Source organism: Bradyrhizobium sp. WSM4873, assembly GCF_055811355.1.
Map to the genome: position 1 here is coordinate 1 of NZ_JBVVPS010000045.1, position 24,226 is coordinate 24,226.

The following is a 24,226-nucleotide window of genomic DNA, read 5'->3' on the forward strand; positions in this document are numbered from 1 at the left end:
CGCCGGCGGAGGCGCTTGACGATCTTCTGTTATGAGTGAAAGTAACTGGTGTTGCGACGACCGTTTGAATCCGCCCAGGATCCCACCAACGTGAATGTTCGTGCGATTGCGCTGTGATTTTCAGCCAAGGTGCCAGGCTGCCGCTTTCGAATATCTGCAAACAGCGTCCTCGCGCCGAAGACGGCACGGTAGGAGAGGGCTTGATAATCCAACCGGATCGAGCTTAGAGCGGACGTTTGGCCACTGCGATCGAGGGCGGGATGTCCGCAACCAGGCGGCCAAGCAGTTTGGCGGCGATCATCACCGCCATCGGCTGGATGCAGCGTGTCGATGAGACCGGCAGCGTTGAGCCTGGCCACATGGGCGGTCACAAGAACGCGGTTTCGGGAGACCACGCTGTGTGGTTATCGCAGCGGATCAGGGACCGCGATTTCACCATCCGCGGTCTCGTTGCCGAGCTCGCCCGTCGCGGCCTGAAGGTCGATTACCACTCGGTCTGAGACTTCGTGCATGCCGAGAAGCTCAGCTACAAAAAAGGCGTGGGCGGGTGGCGAACGCGATCGACCCAAGGTCGCGAGGCGGCGAGCGCAGTGGACAAAGTACCAAGATCGCGTCGAAACTGAGGGGCTGGTCTTCATCGACGAGGCATGTACCAGGACCGACATGGTGCCCCTGCGGGGATGGGCGCCGCGCGGACACAGACTTCAAGCGAAGGTTCCTCACGGCCGCTGGAACGCGCCACGCGGCTCAAATAGACGTCAACCCTCGCTCAAGAGGGCCGCAGAGCTACGCTTACTATTCAGAATTAAGCTGGCACTGAAATAGGCAAAGCTGTCAGCTCAAGGGCTGTACACCCTCCGCGCTTCAATTGAGACATGTGAAGGGATCTGCGCGATCGCGCCGTCACCAGAGATTGAGACGCTGCCGCCTCGCAGCAAGGATGGTGGCTCAAGCCGCATCCTTACAGCGGCGCGCGGGGACCGAATAGCCACTGACGGCCGCGCTCTCTAAGGCCCCCGAGGTCGGACTGCGTGAATAGGCCTAGCTTACTCTTCCCAGCTGAGCGGTGCGACTGCCTAATAGAGAGATAGTTTCGGCTGCTGTTTGCGTTCGGGCGGGCTCGGCTGTGAAAGCCACCATGGGTTATGACCCTCCCCGGTTGAGATGCAACGTTCACCGGCACCTTCTTCGCCAACAAGGCGCTCCAGCGCGAAGATACGTCCTGGCGTAGGTTCGTTTATTCCGCAATATGGCGCACCGCGCAGGTCCAAATCGTGCTCGCCATATTAAGCAAACGCAAGAGTACTACCACTCTTAGTAGGTTCGCCGTGACGGGCTTCTCAGCTAACTAGCGGAGATGAGACCCACATGGGGAAAGACGTGGCCCGTGACGAGCCGCCCGTTATAGGGCGGCTGCGTCTGAAGATAACGTGCTTGTTCGTCGAACCAGCTGCCGAGGAGGCAACCATGGCTAACGCACTCGACCAGTCGCGCAAAATGGAACGTTTCGAAATCCTCGAGTCCAATGTTCGCTCATACTCACGTTCGTTTCCTGCCATTTTCAGCCGCGCTCGCGGCTCTATTATGCTAACCGAAGATGGCCGAAAGGTCATTGATTTCTTCTCTGGTGCCGGAGCACTGAACTACGGCCACAACAACCATCCTAGCACCGCTTTACCGCTCGCGGTAACAGGAAGACAAGGTGCAAAATGAAACGGCCCAATCCGCTTCAAATTTCGCGCTTCCTCCAAGTGTATGACACTGCCGCTATTCAGAAAGGCGTCAAGCTTTCGATAGGGTTCGATTTTGATGAGTACGTCTCTATAACGAGCGGCATCCCGACAAAGGGGCGGACATACCCAAATTTTCGCCCCGATCGGTCCCCCATTAGACCCGGCGACGGTTATTGGGTCGTAGGCGCTAACGAGAATAAGGAGGTCGTTCTCGTCGAAGCTGCGAGACTATATGACCTATCGAACAGCAATCTTGCCGAACATCTTGAGAACTTGAATTTTTTCTACGCTCAGCCAAGCAAGCATGCACATCCCGGTGATCGTTGTATTTGCAAAGCCCCAATTGCGCGGCAGATCACTGGAAAGGTTGCCTATCACGGCGATCTTTGGGTGCGCAAAGATTTTAGGGGACAGGGTATGGTCAATATCACGGCCGGAATCATGCGGGGCGTTTCTCTTGCGATGTGGGCTCCCGATTTTACCTGCTATCTTGCCGGGCGGTGGTCCGTCGAGAAGCGCGTCTACGACGCATCCCAATGTGAACCGGGTGGTTCAATACTACGTCTGGTGGCAGAGGGTATTGTGGACGACGATTGGCTTTTTTGGAAAACCGGCGAGGATTTAATGAGGTCGGTCAATGCTCAGACAGAAACGCGGTGACACTGCCGCCGCGACAATCACTGGACGCTCTTCTCGCTGACCGGATCGCGCAAAACGCCGCTTATCGCAAGTGGAACGCTGCGACATGATCGGTTGGATGCAGGCCGCGAGTGGAATAGTAAACGAGATAGTAGGTTTTATCGTTCAACGAGAACGAAATTCGTTAGTGCCCAGGCTCCTGCTGCGCTAAATAATCAATGCCCCGCAGCCGCGCCTCTGGCGCAATGCCGCGAAGGGCGCGGTAGTGGTCGCCCTTATGAGCAAGGCAACTCAACCGGTCTCACCGTAACCACTTTGGTGAGTGGTCGCGCTGGTCTCGATCCCATGAGCTACGGCGAGGTAAGAAGGAGAGAGGGATGTGATCCATCCCGCAGCACGGTTGGCTACGAGGCGACCCGCCATCGCCGAGCGATTGCGAGACGGCAGGCGCCCGAGCTTCGAAATGTCCACGGCAAGTTTCGCGAGTTCTGTTGGCATGCCGACCAACCTACCCGCAACGTTTGTGGCGACAGATCTTCAAGGTGCTCTCTGGCTCAGAGGAGGCGCGCAGGAGGTGGACCCGGCAGGCCAAGCATGGTTCTGAGGAGAGCTTGGCACTATAGTCTTGCTTCGGCCTGCGAACTTGCACGGATCGAGAAAGGGCAACGGTCAGTCTTCGTGTTGGAAAGTTTCAGCCGATTCCACGGCGTCGCGCCGCAGGATGTGTAGAGTCTTCCGATGGATTAATTTGACTGTTGTTGCGGTTTAAATGCGCGAGGTGCGCTAAAACAATTGGGCACAGCAAGCTTCATATTACGGCTCAATTGCGGCTTTCAGGCGATCACCTGAGCACACTGCTACTTCATATCTTGCGAACTGCACTCTCGCGACCAGCGTTCCCCGGGGCAAGTCAACTCCTCTCTTTCGATAGTCGTCCTGAACAAAGGCGCATGCCATTGCTCTTACCAAGCGCCGCTGAATCAGAGATGCCTGCTCAGAATGCAACACCAGAGGTATTTTCTTTTCAATGCTTCCGACGCTTGTGAGCCATCCCGAGAATTCAGGCGACCTGCCTTTGCTCAACTACGGTCCCGGTTGTTGTGAGTGTTCACACTTCGCGCAATAAAAGGGCATTCACTGCGGAAAGGACTCGCTCATTGCGTCGACTGCAAAGCAGATTGAAAATGCGCTGACGTCAAAGATGGATCGGATCGAGTTGGCCCGATTTGCAATGCGCAGCTCAGTTTGGAGCGAGAGTTACCTATGAATGCACGTGTCCAGCGAAGTCGATTACCGGCGGCTATCGCGTCCAGACTTGTGGTACCGCTTGTGGCAGCGCCGATGTTCTTCGTGTCGGGGATGGAGCTTGTGACCACTGTCTGCCGGTCTGGTGCGATCGGCGCCTTCCCCACTGTGAATGCTCGATCGGTTGAGAAGCTCGATAACTGGCTAACTCGAATCGACCATGATCAGGCTCAGCTAGACCGGCCGGCAGCCCCCCATTGTCCAAACTTGATCGTACGACACCCGCGAATAAAGGATGATCTTGCCTGTCTCATTCGTCACAAGGTGGAAATTGTGATAACCAGCATGGGATCGCCCAGCTTGGTGACCGACGCCTTGCACGAAATCGGCTGTTTGGTGCTCGCCGCCGTTCCGTCGCTCCGCCATGCTGAAAAGGCGATCCGGGCCGGTGCTGACGGCTTGGTTTTGCTTACCGCGGGAGCGGGAGGCCATACCGGCTGGGCGAATCCGTTTGCGTTCGTGAGGGCCGTTCGTGCCGCGTTCGACGGTCCTATTATCCTTGCGGGTGGCATAAGCGATGGAATTGCCCTTGCGGCAGCACGTTTGCTTGGCTGTGATCTCGGGTACATGGGGACTCGCTTCATCGCAACACGAGAGAGTATGGCAAGCCCTTCCTACCGCGAAATGTTAGTCGCCAGTACGCTGGACGACGTGGTCTTGACCAAAGCCTTTACGGGATTAGAAGTTAGTATGCTAAGGCCGTCGATCGTAGCCGCAGGTCTGGACCCTTCTAAACTCGACGAAACCATCTCCCAGCCACGTGCCGCGCAGATATATGGCGGGAACGATTCGAGCGAAGGGCCACGGCGCTGGGTTGATATCTGGAGTGCAGGTCACTCCGTTTCTGGGGTGAGCTCGATCGTTAGCGCGGCTGAACTGATACGAGAGATCGCCGAACAGTACAACGAGGCTGTACTAGATGCGATTCCGCAAATACGATAGATAATGCGGCCTCTCTACTTCGGTCATCATGCTGTGGAGCGAGCCGTGCGCGTTGTCATTGGATAGATTAGGTAGTCGTCCGTTAAGAAGCCGAATTGAGCGGGACTGGAGATGCAAGCGTATGCGATAGCTGGATCATGAAGAGGCACAAGAGTTCTCTGAGCCAGGCGAGGATACGGCGGAAGTTGTGTCCGACTGCTGAGAGCACGACGTTAACGGCGTCGCCGGCGCGGCCTTTGAGATAGCAGCGGCCAAGGTGACCTTCGGCCTTCAGATGTCCGATGATGGGCTCGATGGCGGAGCGGCGCCGGAGCTCGCGCTTGATGGCGCCGAACACGCCGCGCTTCTGGCCCGAAATGAAGACGCGACGGGGATTTTGCGTGTCGTGGCCGCGATATCCCTTGTCGACATAGGCCCGCTCGATCGGACAGCCGGTGAGCGCCTCGGTGCGGTCGATGACGTCCCGCAGGGTATGACCGTCGTAGGGATTATCGGGCAGCGACCTGGCGTGCAGTACGAACAGGCCACCGGGCGCCCGGCGGCTGTTGGTGACGATGGAGGCCTTCACGCCGAACTCGTAAGGCGCGGCGGCCTTGCCTTTGCCGATGCATTCCGCCTCCGGGGCATGGAAGGAATAAAGCTTCCAGCCGCGCTGGCGCTGCTGCTGGGAGCGGATTTGCACGGCCCGGCCAAGCGGGAGGGCGAATGCCTCCTCCAGTGCCGGCTGGCCCTCGATCCTGCGGCGGGTGTCGCGGATGATCAGGCCGAGCCGGCTGCGCAGAATGCGCAACTGCCGCTGATACCGGACGCGCACCGCGAAGGCTGTTGACATGGTGGACGCTGACGCGTTGACCACATGCCCACAGCAACGGCAGCAGACAGAGTCTCTAGCAGCATGATAGAAAGTGATCAGGAGCGGTCAGCTTCCGAACTACCAAACCGGCTCAGGTGGTCCCGCTCCGCGGGTCCATTTTACGGATCGTATCGGTGGCGACCTGCGTCTAGCGCGCTGTCGACGACAAATTATTGTGCCCGAGCAAGACCTGGATGATCCGGATATCGGTTCCGTTCTCGAGAAGATGCGTCGCTAAGCTGTGGCGCAGCGTGTGGAGCGTGACGCGCTTGGTCAGGCCCGCAGCGTTCACCGCCGACCGACAGGCGGCGTGCAACACGGTCTGATCGATCGGATGATCTTCGTCATGACCAGGGAACAGATAAAGCCGCGGCCGGGCGAGCCGCCAGTAGGTGCGCAGGATGCCCAGCAGCTGGGGCGACAGCATCACGTTGCGATCCTTCGCGCCCTTGCCGTGGCGCACCTGGATGACGCCGCGGGCGCTGTCGATGTCTTCGATCCGCAGTCCCGCGACTTCGGAGGCCCTGAGTCGGGCCGCATAGGCCGTGGTGAGCGCGTCGCGGCTCTTCAGGCTGGACACAGCCTCGAGGAACTGAACCACTTCGTTGGCGCTGAGAACGACCGGCAGCTTGCGCGGTTCTCGCGCATAGGGATGCGCTCCGGGATGAGCGCCTCGCCGAGCGTGGCGCCGTAGAAAAACCGCAGCGCACGGACGATCTGGTTCAGCGCTGGCCATGAGATGCCGGTCGAGACCAGATGCACCTGGAAGGCGCGGACGTCTTCCAGCTCTAACCGGTCAGGCGATCGGCCGAAATAGCGGCTGAACTTCGAAACCGCGCTGATGTAGGATCGCTGCGTCGCCGGCGACAGATTGCGGAGTGTCATGTCCTCGATCATGCGGCGGCGAAGAGGGCTCAAATGCTCAAATCGGTCATCTCAAACCGCGGCAGCGGCTTCGTTCAATCCACAAACGGAAATTGCAAGGTTTGGGGGCCTCAAGCCCCCAATCCCTACAATCTCAAATGCCACCGCAACCGAAAACTGAATCCTGCTCAATCGCTTAGAGCCTTGTTCACGGACGACTCCTTTCCGAAGAGCCACTGGTCCAACTGGGGGGCGATCGTTGGATCGAGCAAGCTGCGCTTTGCCATCCAGTCCTCGTTGAAAATCGTGCTCAGATATTTCTCGCCCCCATCGGCGACCAGTGTTACGACAGTACCGGTGAGCTTGCCTGCGGCGATGAATTCCAGAGCTTTGTAGATAGCTCCGCCGGAAGACCCACCGACTAAAAGTCCTTTGCGCCTAGCGATGTAACGCGCGGTCTCGAAAGCTTGAGTATCGGTCACCTGTACGCCCTCATCGATGCATCCATAGTCCAGGACTTTGCCGACCGCGTCACCCGCGGGCATGCCAGTGCCGGACTGGTAATAGGCATGCGCGGGTTTTCCGAAAATGATGGATCCAGCCGGCTCCACACCGATCGTGCGCACCGTCTCTTTGTAGCGCTTGAGCCGTTGCGCAATACCGCTCATTGACCCGCCGGTCCCAACGCATCCGACAAACGCGTCGATGCCGTTGGGAAGTTGAGAGATCAGCTCATCAACGAGAGCGGCGTAGCCTTCCGGATTTGCGGGATTGTCAGATTGGTTCATGAACAGTGCGCCGCTAAGATCTGCGGCGAGCTGTGCCGCTAGGCGCTGCCTCTCGACAACGGCGACTTCGTTTTCAGCAAACTCGCCTTCGACGTAGCGGATTTCGGCGCCGAGGGCCTGCATCATCCGGACTTTGTCGGGTGCCGCATGGTGGTCGACCACGGCGATGAAGCGCAGGCCAAAGTCCAACGCGGACAGAGCCAAGCCTATACCGGTATTACCAGAAGAAGATTCAACAATGGTGCCGCCTGGAGCGAGGCGCCCATCCTTCAGTGCAGCCACAACCATGCTTCGCGCCATGCGGTCCTTCATCGAGCCGCCGGGATTGTTTTTTTCGATTTTTAGCATCAAACGGGTGTCCCGGTTGGGAATATCAATCGACATTACCGGCGTCCGCCCGATCAACTGCGTTATGGTCTGGTGCAGCATAGCGTGCCTCTCCTCCTGCTTTGTAATGAGTGGAACGACCCTTGTGCTGCTCTCCACGCCACAGCGGGCGGGCCGGGGCCAGTGGTGGAATTTTGTTTCGAGGTGACCCAACTGCCGCCGCGATAGGCTGGTTCTAGTCAGTAGCTTGCTCGGCGCGGATGCGCTGCACCGCATATTCCATCGTGCCCTTCACGCATTGCACGGAGGAGGAGATGCCGAGGATGCCGCGGATGGACGGCATAGCGACGCTGCGGCGCGGGCGGAAATCCGTAATCTGCTGCTGAGAACGCCCTCATCCAAGCAGGCACCGCCGGTCGCGCCGGCAATGTAGGCTCGCTGAGATTTGGGTGCCTGGAATGCCTTGCCAACACAAGGGTCAAAAGGAACACAATGATCACACTTATCCTCCCAAACCGATCTTGCGTTCAAGAATGTTTTGAGGGCCGCTTGGGCCGAAGTGAGTCGCGCCCGTATCCCGAAACCCCGACTTCAGGTAAACAGCTCTAGCTGTCTCATTGCGTACATTGACGCCAAGCATGAGACTGTTAACAGATGGACGGTTTGTAGCGACCCATCGAGCGGCAAGTTTGATCGCTGCCCTACCATATCCATTGCCCTGGCATGCTCGGTCCACGCAAAGGCTGTGCAAAGTCATCGCGTTTGGGAGGGCCCATTCAGGCAACGCTGCCCCTTCTCGGAGAACAAAAAAGCCGACGATCTCATCGCTGGCGACGATTGAGAAGGCGTGCGCAAGGCCAGCCCATGAGTTATTTTGAAGTTCGGAGAAGACCAACTCCAGTGAGTCCACAAAGTCTTCTTGCTCTGGCTCTATCTTTAGATGGGCCACCACCGCGTAATCAAAACGAGACAAGCTTTTCAGCGCCGCGCGCATACTAAGTCTCCGTATCAGCCGCCGTTTTGCCCTTTGGCGAAAAGGGAGAGAATGATATCTCGCTCGAGACATGATTATCGTTGTAGCTCGTTGGGTTCTGACGGCAGGCTCTCAAAACTCGTGCCAATTGACGCAGTCCAATGAATGTCCATTTATAGTATTAATTTCAAAGGCTTACATCATGGCGGGAAGAGGCGAGGCGCTGAGAGCATATGTCGCGGACTCGACAAACCTAACAGACAATTGTCTGCCATTTCCACGATGCGGTACCCCTCGTGCCTCGCTGGGTGAGAGCTTGTCGCCCACTCTCGGGTTCAATTCCGACGCGCCAGGTCTAGTTCTGCCCGTGCCGTCAACATTCAGTCATGCAGCGGGCTTGGCATTAGTGTGATCTCCCAACTGTGACTACTCAACTATCAGGCTACCGTTCAGGCGCTCCCGTTTCACGACCAGAAAGCCGGCATTGTGCGAACCTCACCGGGCCAGCAAAGCTTGCCGCCTTTAGGACAAGCAGTCGCGCATCTTCGCGGTGCTCGCGTCAAGCGCTCAATAGCCTCGTCGCAGATCAACCAAATTCTTCAGCGGCAGTCCTTTAAGGTAGCGTTCGATGTTGTCTGCAACAATTTCAAACGCTCGCTCCACATAGTCTGTGACGATTCCTGAAATATGTGGCGTTACAATCACGTTTGCCATGCCCCACAGCGGGCTATCCTGCGGCAGCGGCTCGCGCTCGAACACGTCGAGCATCGCGCCTGCGAGTGTGCCCGCCTGTAGGGCGCCAATCAATTCGGACTCCACGACGACGCTGCCCCGGGCGATGTTGATCAAGAATGCATCACGTCGCATACATGCGATCTCGTCGGCACCGATAAGACCGGCTGTCTCCGGCGTAGCTGGCACGGACAGAACCACGAAATCGCAGAGCGGCAGTAAACCCTTCAGCTCATCGGAGCCGAACAACCGGTCGATACCTTCGACCGGGACTGAAATATCCCGCTTCGCACCCAAAACAGTCATCCCCGCGCTCTTCGCGCGCCGAGCGATCGTCGTCCCGATCGAACCCAACCCGACAACGCCAAGCGTTTTGTCGGCCAGTGGCGTTACCGATCGAAAGTTCCATTTGCGGTCCGCCTGCTCGCTCAGAAGTTTGCGAAAATCCCAATTCAGCATCGTCACGCCGCCCATGACGTAATCCGCAATTAAGCCGCCATGCATCCCACGAGCATTGGTCACGATTATGTCGTCCGCTCTGTCACGGATCGGTAACATGGAATCAACACCCGCGCTAAGGGATTGGAACCAACGCAGTTTCGTTGCCCGGTCGAACAATTCGACTGGGAATTGATAAGCAAGCAACGCGTGCGCCTCACCTATGTATCGCTCTAGCCGATCAGAATCCGGCGCCACAATGACTCGGACTTGCGGAAAACGTTCACCCAACACTCGCGCATAAGCTTCGGCCTCAGGGTGGTTGATGACAATGGTGAAGGGGGGGCTTTCAATCGTCATGTTACCTTCATGGCTATGCGTTGGCGGATGTCTCGACACCAATTCTTGTTCGGCCAAGACACCCTCCTGGTGAATCGGAGCGAAGATCTGCACAAACCGATGCATAGGGCCGAAGGTATGTGCGCCTTCGTGGGCTCGGCGAAGCGCCTGGGACTCGCGTCAGCAAATGCCGTTCCAGACCCGCGGAATTTAGCGAAATTAAAATTGGAAATTCTTTGATGGGGCGCCGCCACTGTCCGAAATTCTGCGTCCTTGCATTGATTCCACAGAATTTGCTCACACTTCGGCCTTGCCGCGGGATAGTCAGCAGTACAAGCCCCTGAAATATTTCCCTATGCTGGGTCAACGCGGAGCATCGTTCAGCCTAACAACACATCATGATGATCGCCTTTCGGACGGTGGATGGGAGGGAATGGAGTGGCGGATGATGATCCTGTCGGGCTTCCTTCACAAGGCGCAGCACGCGTCGGCGTTCGATTAAAACGAGCGCGCCGACGGACGAGCGCAAGCGGTCGGGGAAGCTCGTCACGAAATCGGCGAGACGCAGACAAACTTCCTGCCCCTCGATTGGTCTTCGATTGCTTGCAGCTTCGGCCGATGCCCCTCAGTCAGGCCGGGAAGGTCGTCAAACACTAGTATCTGCAGCGAGCAGCTAGGACCCGCGCCGATTCCGATGGGTAGGATTGTTAATGACTCGGTTGCCCGCGCCGCGCTTTCCAAGACCAACGAGAAACAACCTGATTCCTGCAGGCGAAAGACGTCCTCGAGCAGGCGCAAGACATCATCCGCCCTGCGGCCCTGCACCTTGACCCGCTATGGCGTTGACGCTTTGCGGGGCGAGGCCGAGATGGCCCATCACTGGGATCTCGCAATCGACCTGGAAACGCACCATTTCGATCCGCTTGCGCCCTGCCTTGAGCTTCACGGCAGCCGCGCCCCGCTGCAGAACTGGCATGACGGATCGTGTCCTCAATGCCGAGGTGAAAGCTGAGAAAGCGCATATCGGCGACGAGCAACGCGCGCGGCTTGGTACGAGCGACCGCTTCCACGTGGTGGTTCATCACCGCCATACTGATTGGCAACGTATTATCGAAACCGAGGGCAGACATTGCCGACGCTGTCGGACGACGAGCATCATCTCGACCACCGGATCAGCGATGTGAGCCGTCGCCGCGTCATAAGTGGTCGTCATCAAGCAGAGGGCCTTCCGCTTTCCAACGCGTCAGCAGGAATGGTCACCTGAGTGGCCGGCTATTCGGATATGTGATTCGGATATGTGACTCATCGCACGCATCCTGACATCCGGATTCTAGTTTAGTCTGCACTGGCGGTGCGAAGCGGCATGGGTTCGGCTCGCCCGCATCTCCCACTATCGCTTAAGTGATAGCGCCCGGCTCCGTCGCGATTCACCGAACAGGTCGACACATCGACGATCCGGTCGTCGGGGTTAAAGACGAGGGCCTTCGACTTCAGGTGTTCAAACCGCACAGGATGATCTGGCGTATAGCTGATGTGCGTCCAATCGCACCATTAACGACAAAATAGCGCGAGCCGGGTTGGTAGCAAGGCGAAATCACCGCCGACATCTTCGCGTTCCTCACCTGCGAACCGATCGCCGAGGTGGTACGCATCCATTCAAACCGCGAGCGAAGAGGCCGGTATCAAACCTGGTGGCACGTCTTGGCTTGCTGACCGCCCGACGTTGCTGCTGGCTTTCAAGCCATCGTCCGCCTCGTTCGCAATAAGCTTCATAGACCTCGGTTCCCCGTTAGCCGCCACTTGGTAGAAGTAGAGCGCGCAACGAGAACGGCTCCGCGGCCGGGACGGAGCGTCAGCTCTCCAGCTAATCCAACTTCAGCACCTCGCCGGAAGTTGTGTTCGATCAGTATTGGAGGGGCAAGCGCTTGCGCTGCGGCGATTAGTCAGCGCCATTGGCAAGCGGCGAAGAAATACCGCGGCGGCGGCAGGCGGCCTCGATCGTATTCCTGAGCAGGCACGCGATGGTCATCGGACCCACTCCGCCCGGAACTGGTGTCAGCGCGCCGGCGACGCTGCGCGCACCTTCGAAATCCACATCGCCGACCAATTGCTGCTTGCCGTCGCGTTCAATGCGATTGATGCCGACGTCGATGACGATTGCACCGGGTTTGATCCAATCGCCACGAATGAACCCTGCCCGTCCGGCCGCGGCAACCAGAATGTCCGCACCACAACACACCAAAGGAAGATCCTTGGTCCTGGAGTGCGCTATGGTAACCGTACAGTTTTCTCGTAACAGGAGTTGTGCCAGCGGCTTCCCGACTATGTTTGAACGGCCGACGACGACTGCGGAAAGCCCGGCAAGATCCTTACGGACGCCCTTGATCAAAAGCATACATCCGAGTGGCGTGCATGCGACCAAAGCGGGTGCGCCGAGCGACAGGTTGCCGACATTGATAGGATGGAAACCGTCCACGTCCTTTGCCGGATCGATGGCGGCAGTCACTTTCTGGGCATCAATGTGAGGGGGTAGCGGCAGTTGAACGAGAATGCCGTCAACGTCTTCGGCCGCGTTCAGGCGCTTGATCAACGCCAGGAGATCACTTTCACTGGTTGAGGCGGGCAGCTCGTGATGGAACGATCGCAATCCCGCTTCGACCGACCTGCGCACCTTGTTGCGAACGTAAACCGAGCTTGCAGGATCATCGCCAACGAGCACAACGGCAAGACCAGGGGTCGCCCCCCGTTCCACGAGAGTTTCGACGGCACTGCACAACTCGTCGTGAAGCTGCCTCGCAGCGTTAACGCCGTTGATCAGCACTGCGCTCATCTCCCGTTTGCCCGTATCGTGATGCTCATCGAAAGACCACCGTGCGATCGCCGTTCAACAGGACCCGGTTCTCGGCGTGAAACTTGACGGCTCGCGTCAATACTGCGGCCTCCACATCTCGTCCGACCGCCGAGAGTTCCTCGGGCGTGAGGGAATGATCAACGCGTAAGACGTCTTGCTCGATGATCGGCCCCTCATCCAGGTCCGCGGTGACATAGTGGGCTGTCGCGCCGATCAACTTGACACCCCTTAACTGGGCTTGATGATACGGACGCGCTCCCTTGAAGCTCGGCAGGAACGAGTGATGGATATTGATGACCCGTCCGGACATCTTCTGACAGAGCCCATCCGACAAAATCTGCATGTATCGGGCCAAGACAATCAAATCGATGCGTTCCTGCTCGACCCGCTCCATTAGCTTTGCTTCCTGGACGAGCTTTGTGTCGGCAGTGATCGGCAGATGATGGAAAGGAATGTCGTAGGACGCGGCGAGGCGATAGAAGTCCTTATGATTTGAAACGATCAACGGAATTTCGAGATCGAGCATTCCCGTGGAATATTTAAACAGAAGGTCGTTTAGGCAGTGTCCGGCGCGGGAGACCATAATCATGACCCGTGGCTTCGAACTGGAATCATGCAATTGCCACGTCATGTCAAATGACTTTCCGACTTCGGAAAACTCCGACTGCAAGCGTGAGATTGCGATTTTATCCAGCGCGTCGAATGAAATGCGCATGAACAGTTTTCCGACGCTGCGATCGGAGAATTGAGCGCTGTCTCGGATATTGCATCCATGGCTCGTGAGGAAGCCAGAGACAGCGTGAACAATGCCGATCCGCTCCGGACAGGAGAATGTCAAGACAAAGTCGGGCCGATTGATTTGTTCCTTCAATCCCGGGACAGGCGAACTCTGTGCAAAGGGGCTGGTGGATATGATGCTAATTTTAGACATGACACTTACCGATCAGGAAGCCGACGCAGACAGGGCCCCAGCACCTTCGACGTCCTTCACCCGATTGTTGGCGGGATCATAGAACGCGCGTAGCGAAGCACGGGCGGGCACACGCACGCCTGCGACCTCGACCTCCAATTTGCCGCCCTGCAAATAAGCCGCATCGACTCCTCCGCCGTCGGGGTTCTCGACATAGCCCAGACCAAGAGAGGCTCCGATGCTGTGACCGTACATGCCGGACGTCACGCGTCCTACGAGCCGACCATCGTGCCAAATTGGTTCATTGTGGTAGAGCAGCGGCGCGGGATCCTCTAGAGCAATGTGGACCATCTTGCGCTTGGGCCCGGCTTCCTTCTGACGCAGCAAGGCATCGCGCCCAATAAATCCTTGCGGCTTCGACCAAGCGACGGCGAAGCCGAGCCCGGCCTCCAGCGGGGTATCTTCGTCCGTGATGTCGTGTCCCCAGTGCCGGTACCCCTTCTCCATTCGCAATGAATTCATCGCGTGATAGCCGGCGAGGCGCATGTCGAATGAAGCACCCTCTTCCAGAAGAACGTCGAATACGCCCTGGACGAACTCGGTCGGAACGTACAATTCCCATCCCAGTTCGCCGACATAGGTAATGCGGCTTGCCCGCACCTTGGCATAACCAAGATCGATGACCTTCGAGGTCGCGAATGGAAATGCACCGTTCGACAGATCGGCATCCGTCAGCTTGCTCAACAAACTCCTGGACTTCGGACCCATCACACCGAGGACCGAGTAAGCCGAACTAACGTCGACGGCCACCGCCCGGGCACCTTCCGGAATGTTGCGGTTCAACCAGGCCAAGTCCCTGACCTGCGTGGCGACGGCGGTTACGATGAGGAAGCGCTTTTCGCTTTCGCGGGTGATCGTCAGATCCGCCTCGATGCCACCACGCTCATTGAGCCACTGAGTGTATACGATGCGCCCGACCGGAACCGAGACGTTATTCGCACAGATCCTATTGAGAATGTGCTCGGCGTCCTCGCCCTCGAACACGAGTTTGGCGAAGGACGATTGATCGAATAGCCCGACGCTCTCGCGCACCGCGAGATGCTCCTCGGCGGAATAGTCGAACCAATTTTGCCGCCCGAAGCTATATTCGTACTTGGCTTCGTGCCCCTTTGGCGCATACCAATTGGGTCGTTCGAAGCCCGCGACCTCACCGAAGCAGGCCCCCCGCGAGAGCAAGCGATCGTGGAGTGCGGAACGTCGGACACCTCTCGCTGTCTCCGGCTGCCGGAACGGCCAGTGCATTGCGTACAGCAAGCCGAGCGACTCGACCGTTCGATCGCGGAGATAGCGACGGTTCGATTGGAACGGCATCACGCGTCGTATATCGACGTCCCACAGGTCCATCGGCGGGTGACCATCGACGATCCAATCGGCAAGCACCTTGCCTGCTCCACCCGCAGAACGTATACCAATGGAATTGAAGCCCGCCGCCACGAACAGATTTCGTACCTCCGGCGTCTCGCCAAGCATATAGCGATCGTCCGGGGTAAAACTCTCCGGTCCGTTGAAGAACAACTGGATTCCCGTCTTCGCCAGCATCGGAACGCGACGGATCGCCCCCTCAAGCAGCGGCTCGATGTGATTGAGATCATCCGGCAGCGTATCGAACTCGAAACTCTCGGGTATCCCCTCCATCCCCCAAGGCTTCGCAACGGGTTCGAACCAGCCGACCAGCAGCTTGCCGGCATCTTCCTTAAAATAGGTGCAAGCATCGGCATCACGCAACACGGGAAGATGCCTTTTGATCTCGGGCAGCGGCTCGGTGACAATATAGAAGTGCTCGGCCGCGTGAAGCGGGATGGTCGTACCCGCGCTTGCACCGAGGTCCCGCGCCCACATGCCCGCGCAATTGACCACAAATTCGGCGGCGATTTCGCCGTCCTTCGTGCGAACACCGACCGCGCGACCATTTTCGATCACGATCTCGGTTACAGCGGTGCCCTCAAATATCTTCGCCCCACGAAGCTTGGCGCCCCTCGCGAGCGCGTGCGTCGTGTCCACCGGATTGGTCTGCCCATCCTTGGGAAGATGAACCGCACCCACAAGATCTTCGGTTGCCATTGACGGCCAAAGATCGCCCGCCTCCTTCGCCGTGAGGACGTTTACCTCCAACCCAAAACAACGAGCCATTGACGCTCCGCGCTTCAACTCCTCGAAGCGCTCCTGATGTGTCGCAATTGCCAGTGACCCGATCTGGCGGTAGCCAGTGTTTTGACCCGACTCTCGTTCGAGCTGCCCATAGAGTTCGGTCGTATATTGGGCCAACCGCGTCAGATTGTGGGTTGCCCCGAGCTGACCCACCAAACCGGCCGCATGCCATGTCGTTCCGGAGGTGAGTTGCTTACGTTCAAGCAGCACGACATCGGTCCAACCGCGAAGAGTCAGATGGTAGGCCAGACTGCAACCCATGATACCGCCGCCAACAATGACGACCTGAGCCGACTTTGGAAGATCCGTCATACCTAAAGCTCCAACGACCATTCGTGAAATCCTGTATCAGTTTTTCACAAATGTGAATATTAATTTCATACTTGCGGGTGTTTTTTTCCAAATCGTCCCTTATAAAGAATCAGCGCCGTTCAGGCGGCCGTATTGCTCGCGTTCCAGCGATTGAGCCGCGATTGACGTCAGAAAGCGGCTTGCTTGACGAGGCTGCAGGGGCGGCTTGTCCTGACAGCAACGCGCCCCGCTTGAGGACCAGAGACGATGGCGACTAGATCGATACGCGCAGCTGATGAATGGGCGGCCTCTGAAGCGAAAGGTGACTTGGATCTGGAGGCCGCCGTCGGAGGACAGATTCGCGAGTTACGCAAGCTCAAGAAGCTGACACTGGCCCAGCTTGCTCAAGCCGCCGACATTTCGGTCGGCTACTTGAGTCAGCTCGAACGAAACCAATCGAAGCTGCCGATCGGGGTATTAAAAAAGCTGAGCGACGTTCTCGGCGTGCACATGAACTGGTTCTTCAACGGCAATATGCAGGCGACGGCCGACGAACGGGACGTCGTCGTTCGCAAGGCGCACCGCCGCCGATTAACCTTCACCGGCCTCGGGATCGTCGAGGAGCTTCTCTCTCCCAATCTCGCCGGCCCGCTAGAACTGCTCATGAGTACAATTGAGCCGGGCGCCGACAGCGGGGAATACAGCCATGACGGCGATGAGGCGGGGGTGCTAGTCGCGGGGCAACTGGACCTGTGGGTCGACGGCAAGCTGTTTCAGCTCGAGGAAGGAGACAGCTTCTCCTTTAGCAGCACTTCGCAACATCGCTGCGCGAACCCTGGGACGGTGCCTGCTAAAGTCGTGTGGGTGATCACTCCACCGCACTACTAGCAAGGCTCAGCGTTTCGAAAGCGAGACTCATCAAAAGGTCGCTTAGACCGAATGCACGATATGCAAAGTGATTGAAAACCCGCGGGCGTGTACTAATCGAGCAAGAGAAACGGCGTACCGATGGCTCGTCATGACTTAATCACTTGGCGTCCTTGGGACGGTGGTGGTGCAACGATCGTGGATCCATTCCCGAGAGACCGGATCGCACGATAAATAGCTAGGAGCCGGCCGCAACAGAAATCAATACGTCGAACGGCTTGCGATCGGCACCGTGAAGAACCCCATGCCAATTGAAGTGTAGACTCGCGCGCGCAGCGAGCCTCCCCTTCTGGCGCGCTCTTTCGGTTAGCGATGGCGATGCTCTGCTTGTGATCGCGACGAGTGCCGGGCCCTCGTAATTGTTTGGCACAGTCCGAGGCATGCCCCCGTGTCATCTCAACCAGTTCGCAGTTGGTGACGAGCCCCTCGCCATTGCTTTTGTTGTTTTGGGTCCAAAGCAGCGCCCGCATGTTTTCGGGGCTACCAAGCATCACATCATGAAATTACTTCCTGAATATTCACGTTGACAGAATTGTTGAGACTATTTATTCAGACGGTAGTCTTGTCATTGCGAATTCCAGTGCTCACCTAGCCACGCGCACTTCGCACAGCAAAGTGTGGTGGGCGACGGAGCGTAACCGTTGCCGCAGGCTCCGAGGATATGCCGCGATGTTGCTTTTCGCCCAGGAGCAACAATTACCGGTTACGATCGTGTCCGGCTTTTTGGGTGCTGGCAAGACGACTCTTCTGAACAACATACTGCAGCACACCCGGCAGCGGCTGGCTGTTCTCGTCAACGATTTTGCCGCGCTCAATATCGATGTGAAGCTCGTTTCATCGCAGAGCGACTCCATCATTTCTCTCACAAATGGATGTGTTTGCTGCAGCATCAAGGATGATCTCTTAAGTTCAATTCTGTCTATCGCGTCTTCCGAGCCGGGGTTTGACGGAATTTTGCTCGAGACGAGTGGCGTGTCGAATCCGATGGCTATCGCCGATGCATTTATGCAGCCGGCGGTATCCCGCCGACTGAAGGTTGATCGTACGATTTGCGTTCTCGACGTCGAGAATTTTCCGAGGCTCAACTTCGAAAACACTGAGTTGGCGATCGATCAGGCCGCGGTCGCTGACTACGTGTTGCTCAACAAGACCGACCTGGTGACGCCAGGAGCCGTCGACGAAGTTATCGCGACACTCCGCGGCGCGTTGCCGATGATGAGAATTATAAAAACGCGCAATGCCGTCCTTCCGGCGTTCATGTTGCTCTCTGATCCCGATGTTGAGGCGCGCCACCAGCTTCGTTCGGCTCGTAAGACGACGTTTCGCTGTGACCAAGCCGAAAGTCCATGCCGCAATCGAGCCTGTGCCGACTGTAGCGGGACCTACATGACTCGCGATCACTCCGGCACGTTTGAGAGCTGGTCCTGGTCAGGAAATGTCGGCAGCCAAGCCAACTTCGCTGCGATCGTAAAGGCTCTTCCTGCGTCGATCCTGCGCGCAAAGGGTATCGTTCGATTCTCGGATTTGGCGAATCAGAGCGGCGTTTTCCAGCTGATCGGCAAGCGCTCGACAGTCGATCTACGCCTTTCATCCTCGGGCGATCAGAGAAGCGAGCTCGTTTTCATAGGAATGCGCGGCGAACTGCCAACCGGCAGACTCACCGAAATCTTTGAACGGCAGATCAACAGCGCTTGACGCCTGGAATCAGGCAGGAGGAGCACAGATGGGTGCAGACACGATTTTTCACGGCGGCCCGATCGTCACGATGGATCGCGACCAGATGCAAGTTGAAGCGGTCGCGATATCTAATGGAAAAATACTGGCCGTTGGACCTTGGGAAGCCGTAAGCAGCTACCGTAATTCCGAAACCACCATGGTCGATCTCGATGGGCGCACGATGCTGCCTGGCTTCGTCGAAGCACATGGCCATCCTCTGCTCAGCGCTCTTTGTTGGGGCGATCCGGTGGTGGATATTCGATCAGTGCACACGCCTACCTACGAGGCGGCACTCGCCAAGATCAGAAGAAGAGTTAGCAAGGCAAAGGAAGGAGATTTCCTTTGGTTCCTCGGCCTTGACGCCCAGCTCCACGTGGGCGCCAAAGAGCCTAGCAAAGCAGAGCTCGACGAACTTTCACCCACGATTCCGATCGCCGTGCAGGTGTCGAACATGCACGGAATATTTCTTAATACCGCGGCCCTTAAGGCGCTTAAAATTACACGAGCAACTCCGGTCGTTCCTGGGGGGCATGTTCGTTACGACGAGAATGGTGAACCATGGAAATTTGAGGAGCGCTCGCGCGACTATATCGTCGAGAGTTTCTACGCGATCTGTGGCGAGCAGCGAGGGATCGACTCGTTACGGGATTGGCTGTGGAAGTTCTCAAAGTCTGGATATACAACCAGCTCGGAAATGGGACTGACGCCAATGACCAGTGTCTTCTACAAGAAGACTCTGGAGCGCGAGCAAATGCCCATTCGGGTCTTTTGCTATCAGAGAGCCGTTCCCGGAGGAATCGAGACGATTCCCTTTGAGGGAGGAAACGATCGGTTTGCCATGACTGGCATCAAGATGTGGGGTGATGGGTCCGTCCTCATGGGGAACGTCTGGTTGACGAAGCCATACCTCAACAACGAAATCACCCTTACGAGCATGGGTCTTCCGCGCGATAGCGTCGGCCATATGAACTACAAGCCCGAAGAGCTGAAGCGAATAATCAGGGCTTACGCGGCCCGCGGGCATCAAATGTCGGTCCATACGCATGGCGATCGCACGATCGACGCGGTTCTGGATGCGTACGAGGTGGCGCTCAAAGACTTTCCCGAAGCAAAGCGTCCATTTCGGCTCGAGCATTGCGGAACGTTGCGCGAAGACCAAATAGACCGCTGCAACAAGCTGGGCGTCGTCTGCAGCTTCTTCTTGCCTTACCTGTATTATTGGGGCGAAGCACTCCGCGACGCGCTCCTTGGACCGGAAGCGGCCGCAAAGTTTGTGCCAGCCGGGAGCGCAGTCCGAAAGGGGATGCGGAGTTCGCTCCACTGCGATCCACCAATGACTTGGCCGCATGCGCTTCTTTGCCTACATCTAGCGACAACTCGTCGAAGCCGGGCCGGAAACGTCATTGGTCCGGATCAGATCATGGACATCGACTCGGCCCTCCGCTCCGTGACAATCGACGCCGCCTTCCACCTCAGAAAGCACAACGAAATCGGGAGCATTGAGGTCGGCAAATATGCAGATTTCGTGCTCCTCGATAAGAACCCACGTACCGTCGATCCCGAGCACGTGCTCGATCTCAAGGTCCTCGGCACGTATGTCGAGGGAGAACGAATTTGGGAGTGCTCGGCCCATGAAGCGACGACCGGACGCGAAGCGGCATAGCGCGGGCGACGCAAGTCTCAAGAATGCATGTCCGCTTCGCGGGGACTCCGTGGGCGCCATTGCCTCATCTCGTCGTTAACTGCGAGTCCTCGTGTGATGGAGCTGAGCATGCATGCCATGCCGCGACGACGCCGAACACGCGAGGCTCCACCAAGGGCGGTAAGAGGTCGGTCGCTGGGTTGGCGGCCGAGCTCGCGGTCGGCGAGACCACGATGCGGCGTTGGCGCGGCCGGGGCGCCGTCGCCGACTAGCCGCATGCGCCAAAGACCCCGCGAACCAGTTTGAAGGCGGTCGAAGAGTCGCAGGTCCGCAACTCCGGCTATTCTGCGCCGACAGGTTGTTCTGCACCGATCTTCCTTGTGGTTCAGCCCCGACGCGTGAGAACTCCGTCGGAGTTTCCGATATTTTCTGCCGGATGAGGCCGCCGATGAGGCGGCAATCGCGTCCGTGCTTTGCCAAATCTGAAGATTCCATTGCGGAGTTCGCCGCCACAGCATCGTCGGATCGGCTCTTCCGCCGATTGCCATCTCCAGCATTCGCACGCGCGGTGCCCTGCACCCATCAAGGCAACGCAATCGGTCGCGTCAAGGCGCCTTCGCGCCTCAGCTTCCCTACCCAGGTGTGGCAACCCCGCTGTCGATCAATTCCAGCGCCAGGCGCGGCGGGGCGGCTGCAATCCAGCGCTGATGGATGAACTTCGCCCAAAAACCCTGCGGCCCGAATGTATCTTGCCTTGTCCGCGGGTTCGCTATGCCAGCGCGAGCCGTGGAGAGCGGGCCAACGATGGATTTCCGGCGTGGCCGGACGTCCTTAGAGCGAACGTCAGGAATTCGGGAGGGAGAAACTGAGGCATGGCGCAGAAGTTCGCGATGATGACGCACGAGATGAACACGGTCTCGCCGCCGCCCACGCCAATCGAGGCCCTTTTGCGCGTGGTACTCCTGTGATCGGCGGCGACGACCTGGCGCGGGTCGCCGAGGCGGCGAGGACTGGCCTGAAAGCGGCGATTCTGCCGGTCGTCGACGAGATCGCCCAACGTGTACTGGGCCATCGGCTGCTGACCGTGATGCGTCTGCACGCCGCGACCGTGGAGCTCGAGCGCCTCTACAGCAGCGACGCCGAGGCTTATCCCGTAGGAGGGAGGAAGTCGAAGCGCGGCCTGCCCTGGACCGAGCATGTACTAGTGCGAGGCGAGGTGTTCATCGGAAGCCAGCCGCACAACCTTGAATCGGCCTTCGATGACCATGCGAAACTGGCGGGTCTCGGGCTGGGCTCGGTAATCAATACGCCGATCCTGTTTGACGGACGCTGCCTGGGCGCCCTGAACCTTCTGCACGAACCCGGCCGCTATCGCCCCGGCGACGAGGCGGTCACCAAGCCGCTCGCCTATTTGCTGACCCCACTGCTGCTCGCCGCATGACCACGCTCGTCACCACCCTCCCGAGATCCGACTCGTTCACAGGCGGCATTCTGGCGGCTCTCTGCGGCTCCAAGAAGAGCCTGTCGCCCGGCGCGCCGATAGCAGGCGCGCTCTTTCCATCCGCGGCGGTCGGCAAGGTGATCCTGCCGCTCGTGGTCCTCCACAAGATCCCGCTCGCCGTCCGTGCCGAGCTGGCTCGGCGCCACGCGGCTCGCGAGGCGACAATCAAAGGCGAGGTCGCGCCATGAGTATCGATTCCCTGTCGGGGCTGGGCACGGCCCACCGCCTGGCCTCGATGCGTCCGACCATTGCCGGGACGAGCCACGTCGTCTCCGCGGGCCACTATCTCGCGGCGCAGTCCGCGCTGCAGATCCTCGAAAGTGGCGGCAACGCGACCGACGCTGGCGTGGCCGCGGGCCTTGTGTTGAGCGTCGTGCAGAGCGAGCTTGTTAACGTCGCCGGCGTCGCGCCGATCATTCTCTACCTGGCCGAACGCGACGACGTAATCACCATCAGCGGCTTGGGCTGCTGGCCTCGCGCCCTCGATCCAGATTTTTTCATGCGCGGGCACGGCGGCACGATCCCGGAGGGGGTCCTACGGACTGTCGTTCCAGCCGCGCCGGACGCCTGGATCACGGCTCTGGCTCGCTACGGCACCATGAGGTTCTCGGAGGTGGCGCAAAGCGCCATCGGTTTCGCACGTGATGGTTTCGTCATGTATCCGCTGATGGCGGAGCTGCTGCAGACCTACGCCGACAGCTATGCGAGATGGCCCAGCTCCGCGGCGATCTATCTGCCGGAGGGACGTCCGCCCGAGGTCGGTGATCTGTTCGTCCAGTCCGATCTTGGCCGCACTCTGCAGTACATGGCCGACTGCGAGACGGCGGCGCGAGGCCGGAGCCGTGTCGAAGGCCTGAAGGCCGCTCGAGACGCCTTCTATCGGGGCGACATCGCGCGAACGATCGTGGCTTTCCACGAGGAGAATGGCGGCTTGCTGTCGATGGAGGATCTGGCGGACTTCCAGGTCGGCATAGAGCCGGCGGTCAGCGCCAAGTTCCGTGGATCGACGATGTACGCCTGCGGCCCCTGGTGCCAAGGCCCGGCGCTGCTGCAGATGCTGACAATGCTGGCGGGCGTCGACCTGGCTAGTCTGGGCCACAACAGCAGCGCCTACGTTCACACCCTGGTCGAGACCATCAAGCTGGCCTTCGCCGACCGGCATCGCTACTTCGGCGACCCGCGCTTCACGGATGTTCCTTTGGGCTTGCTGCTCGACCCGGCGTACGCCGCCGGCCGGCGGGAGCTCATCGACCCGCGCCGGGCCTGGCCCGACATGCCACCGGCTGGCCTGGGCGGCGGTGCGAGTATCGACGGCGGGGTCCTCGCGGCCAACAAGCTCGCCGCGCTCGACACCTCCTACCTCGCGGTTATCGACCGTCGGGGCAACGTGTTCTCCGCCACTCCCAGCGACGTTTCGTACGACACACCGGTGGTCACTGGAACCGGGCTGTGCCCGTCTTCGAGGGGCAGCCAGTCGTGGGCCGACCCGCGGCATCCTTCAGGCGTCGCGCCCGGCAAGCGGCCGCGCCTGACACCCGCGCCTTTCCTTGCCCGAGCGGCGGATGGCGCCTTCACCGCCATGGGCACTCCGGGCGGCGATGTGCAACTCCAGGCCCTGCTCCAGGTCTGGCTGAACCTGGAAGTCTTCGGAATGCAGCCGCAAGCCGCGGTCGAGGCGGCTCGGTTCGCGAGCTACAGTTTCCCAGACTCGTTCGAACCGCACGCTGCGCATCCGGGCCGCCTCAACATTGAAGAACGCCTAGGCCCGCAACAGATTTCCGATCTCCGGATGCTGGGTCACGATGTTGCGGTCTGGCCGGACTGGGCGTGGCGCGCGGGTGCGGTATGCGTCGCCCGCCAACGGGCTGAGGGAACGCTCGAAGCCGCCGCGGATCCCCGTCGCCCGGCCTATGCGCTTGGCCGATAGGCGGATCAAGGGTGTTATTGTCACATCCGATGAAGCGGACAATAGGTAGCTCGTTCAAGTAGCGGGCGGCGAGGTTCAGCTAGCTCCGGCCAATCCGTTGGCCGCGTAAGAGTGTACTGCTGTTTGTCCCGAGCGGTGCAAAAGAGACTGTTGAGGCGGCTCTTTCCAAGCACGCCCGTTGGACCAGTACCCGTTTATGTGCCAGATTGTTTCGCGAGATTCCTCGTGATCACAAATCTCTCTCGATTCGGGCCGTCCGCACCGAGCCGATGCACCTGAATCCTTGTGCTTTGATTGCCATCTGACGCCGCCTCGTCCGA

The 24,226-nt window shown here is 58.7% G+C and carries 16 protein-coding genes and 3 pseudogenes; 10 read left to right on the forward strand and 9 right to left on the reverse strand.

The window, feature by feature from the left end; translation table 11 throughout:
• Positions 1-236 precede the first annotated feature (236 nt).
• The 4 genes from AC0L21_RS34280 (at position 237) to AC0L21_RS34295 (ending at position 4,619) form a co-directional block, all read left to right on the forward strand.
• The gene (locus AC0L21_RS34280; RefSeq protein ID WP_445818640.1) at positions 237-500 is read left to right on the forward strand and encodes a hypothetical protein; all 264 of its coding nucleotides are present in this window, start codon (positions 237-239) and stop codon (positions 498-500) included.
• 967 nt (positions 501-1,467) lie between these two features.
• A complete protein-coding gene (locus AC0L21_RS34285; protein WP_473266132.1) occupies positions 1,468-1,713 on the forward strand; it encodes a hypothetical protein in 246 nt (81 codons plus the stop codon).
• Positions 1,710-2,393, forward strand: coding sequence for a hypothetical protein (locus AC0L21_RS34290; protein ID WP_473266134.1), 684 nt, complete (start codon positions 1,710-1,712; stop codon positions 2,391-2,393). Before AC0L21_RS34285 ends, AC0L21_RS34290 begins: the two co-directional genes overlap by 4 nt.
• 1,320 nt (positions 2,394-3,713) lie before the next feature.
• Positions 3,714-4,619 carry an NAD(P)H-dependent flavin oxidoreductase gene (locus tag AC0L21_RS34295; RefSeq protein ID WP_473266135.1) on the forward strand — a complete coding sequence of 302 codons (906 nt, stop codon included), beginning with the start codon at positions 3,714-3,716 and terminating at the stop codon, positions 4,617-4,619.
• Positions 4,620-4,701: 82 nt separating this feature from the next.
• Here the strand turns inward: AC0L21_RS34295 and AC0L21_RS34300 are convergent.
• The 9 genes and pseudogenes from AC0L21_RS34300 to AC0L21_RS34340 form a co-directional block, all read right to left on the reverse strand.
• Positions 4,702-5,424: pseudogene (locus AC0L21_RS34300) on the reverse strand (transposase family protein); the annotation flags it as partial.
• A gap of 199 nt (positions 5,425-5,623) precedes the next feature.
• Positions 5,624-6,369, reverse strand: a pseudogene (locus AC0L21_RS34305) (site-specific integrase); the annotation flags it as partial.
• 155 nt (positions 6,370-6,524) lie between these two features.
• Entirely contained in the window at positions 6,525-7,553 is a 1,029-nt protein-coding gene (locus tag AC0L21_RS34310) for a cysteine synthase family protein (protein WP_473266136.1), read from the reverse strand.
• Positions 7,554-7,953: 400 nt separating this feature from the next.
• A complete protein-coding gene (locus AC0L21_RS34315; protein ID WP_473266138.1) occupies positions 7,954-8,445 on the reverse strand; it encodes a GNAT family N-acetyltransferase in 492 nt (163 codons plus the stop codon).
• Between the two features lie 546 nt (positions 8,446-8,991).
• A complete protein-coding gene (locus tag AC0L21_RS34320; protein WP_473266140.1) occupies positions 8,992-10,011 on the reverse strand; it encodes a D-2-hydroxyacid dehydrogenase in 1,020 nt (339 codons plus the stop codon).
• A 531-nt stretch (positions 10,012-10,542) separates the two neighbouring features.
• A pseudogene (locus tag AC0L21_RS34325) lies at positions 10,543-11,183 on the reverse strand (3-methyl-2-oxobutanoate hydroxymethyltransferase); the annotation flags it as partial.
• A gap of 689 nt (positions 11,184-11,872) precedes the next feature.
• Positions 11,873-12,763: a bifunctional methylenetetrahydrofolate dehydrogenase/methenyltetrahydrofolate cyclohydrolase FolD gene (gene folD / locus AC0L21_RS34330; protein ID WP_377789769.1), complete on the reverse strand. Its 891-nt coding sequence runs from the start codon at positions 12,761-12,763 to the stop codon at positions 11,873-11,875.
• A gap of 25 nt (positions 12,764-12,788) precedes the next feature.
• The gene (gene purU / locus AC0L21_RS34335; RefSeq protein WP_473266185.1) at positions 12,789-13,643 is read right to left on the reverse strand and encodes a formyltetrahydrofolate deformylase; all 855 of its coding nucleotides are present in this window, start codon (positions 13,641-13,643) and stop codon (positions 12,789-12,791) included.
• Positions 13,644-13,727: 84 nt separating this feature from the next.
• Positions 13,728-16,214 carry a GcvT family protein gene (locus AC0L21_RS34340; protein ID WP_354133204.1) on the reverse strand — a complete coding sequence of 829 codons (2,487 nt, stop codon included), beginning with the start codon at positions 16,212-16,214 and terminating at the stop codon, positions 13,728-13,730.
• A gap of 246 nt (positions 16,215-16,460) precedes the next feature.
• On the opposite strand from AC0L21_RS34340, the gene AC0L21_RS34345 reads away from it, so the two are divergent.
• From AC0L21_RS34345 to AC0L21_RS34370, 6 genes are all read left to right on the forward strand, one after another.
• On the forward strand, positions 16,461-17,081 hold the full coding sequence (locus tag AC0L21_RS34345; protein WP_473266143.1) for a helix-turn-helix domain-containing protein: 621 nt from the start codon (positions 16,461-16,463) through the stop codon (positions 17,079-17,081).
• A 708-nt stretch (positions 17,082-17,789) separates the two neighbouring features.
• Positions 17,790-18,815, forward strand: a complete 1,026-nt coding sequence (locus AC0L21_RS34350; RefSeq protein ID WP_473266145.1) for a CobW family GTP-binding protein — start codon at positions 17,790-17,792, stop codon at positions 18,813-18,815.
• A 28-nt stretch (positions 18,816-18,843) separates the two neighbouring features.
• Entirely contained in the window at positions 18,844-20,499 is a 1,656-nt protein-coding gene (locus AC0L21_RS34355; protein WP_473266147.1) for an amidohydrolase, read from the forward strand.
• A 943-nt stretch (positions 20,500-21,442) separates the two neighbouring features.
• A complete protein-coding gene (locus tag AC0L21_RS34360) occupies positions 21,443-21,919 on the forward strand; it encodes a GAF domain-containing protein (protein WP_473266149.1) in 477 nt (158 codons plus the stop codon).
• Positions 21,916-22,167, forward strand: coding sequence for a bile acid:sodium symporter (locus AC0L21_RS34365; RefSeq protein WP_473266152.1), 252 nt, complete (start codon positions 21,916-21,918; stop codon positions 22,165-22,167). Before AC0L21_RS34360 ends, AC0L21_RS34365 begins: the two co-directional genes overlap by 4 nt.
• Positions 22,164-23,906: a gamma-glutamyltransferase family protein gene (locus AC0L21_RS34370; RefSeq protein ID WP_473266154.1), complete on the forward strand. Its 1,743-nt coding sequence runs from the start codon at positions 22,164-22,166 to the stop codon at positions 23,904-23,906. The genes AC0L21_RS34365 and AC0L21_RS34370 overlap by 4 nt, the downstream gene beginning before the upstream one ends.
• The last annotated feature ends 320 nt before the right edge of the window (positions 23,907-24,226 follow it).

Coding starts and splice junctions, on each gene's coding strand:
- AC0L21_RS34370 (WP_473266154.1), top strand. CDS start 22,164: ATGAGTATCGATTCCCTGTCGGGGCTGGGCACGGCCCACCGCCTGGCC.
- AC0L21_RS34340 (WP_354133204.1), bottom strand. CDS start 16,214: ATGACGGATCTTCCAAAGTCGGCTCAGGTCGTCATTGTTGGCGGCGGT.
- AC0L21_RS34295 (WP_473266135.1), top strand. CDS start 3,714: ATGTTCTTCGTGTCGGGGATGGAGCTTGTGACCACTGTCTGCCGGTCT.
- AC0L21_RS34355 (WP_473266147.1), top strand. CDS start 18,844: ATGGGTGCAGACACGATTTTTCACGGCGGCCCGATCGTCACGATGGAT.
- AC0L21_RS34285 (WP_473266132.1), top strand. CDS start 1,468: ATGGCTAACGCACTCGACCAGTCGCGCAAAATGGAACGTTTCGAAATC.
- AC0L21_RS34290 (WP_473266134.1), top strand. CDS start 1,710: ATGAAACGGCCCAATCCGCTTCAAATTTCGCGCTTCCTCCAAGTGTAT.
- AC0L21_RS34315 (WP_473266138.1), bottom strand. CDS start 8,445: ATGCGCGCGGCGCTGAAAAGCTTGTCTCGTTTTGATTACGCGGTGGTG.
- folD (WP_377789769.1), bottom strand. CDS start 12,763: ATGAGCGCAGTGCTGATCAACGGCGTTAACGCTGCGAGGCAGCTTCAC.
- AC0L21_RS34365 (WP_473266152.1), top strand. CDS start 21,916: ATGACCACGCTCGTCACCACCCTCCCGAGATCCGACTCGTTCACAGGC.
- AC0L21_RS34310 (WP_473266136.1), bottom strand. CDS start 7,553: ATGCTGCACCAGACCATAACGCAGTTGATCGGGCGGACGCCGGTAATG.
- AC0L21_RS34345 (WP_473266143.1), top strand. CDS start 16,461: ATGGCGACTAGATCGATACGCGCAGCTGATGAATGGGCGGCCTCTGAA.
- AC0L21_RS34350 (WP_473266145.1), top strand. CDS start 17,790: ATGTTGCTTTTCGCCCAGGAGCAACAATTACCGGTTACGATCGTGTCC.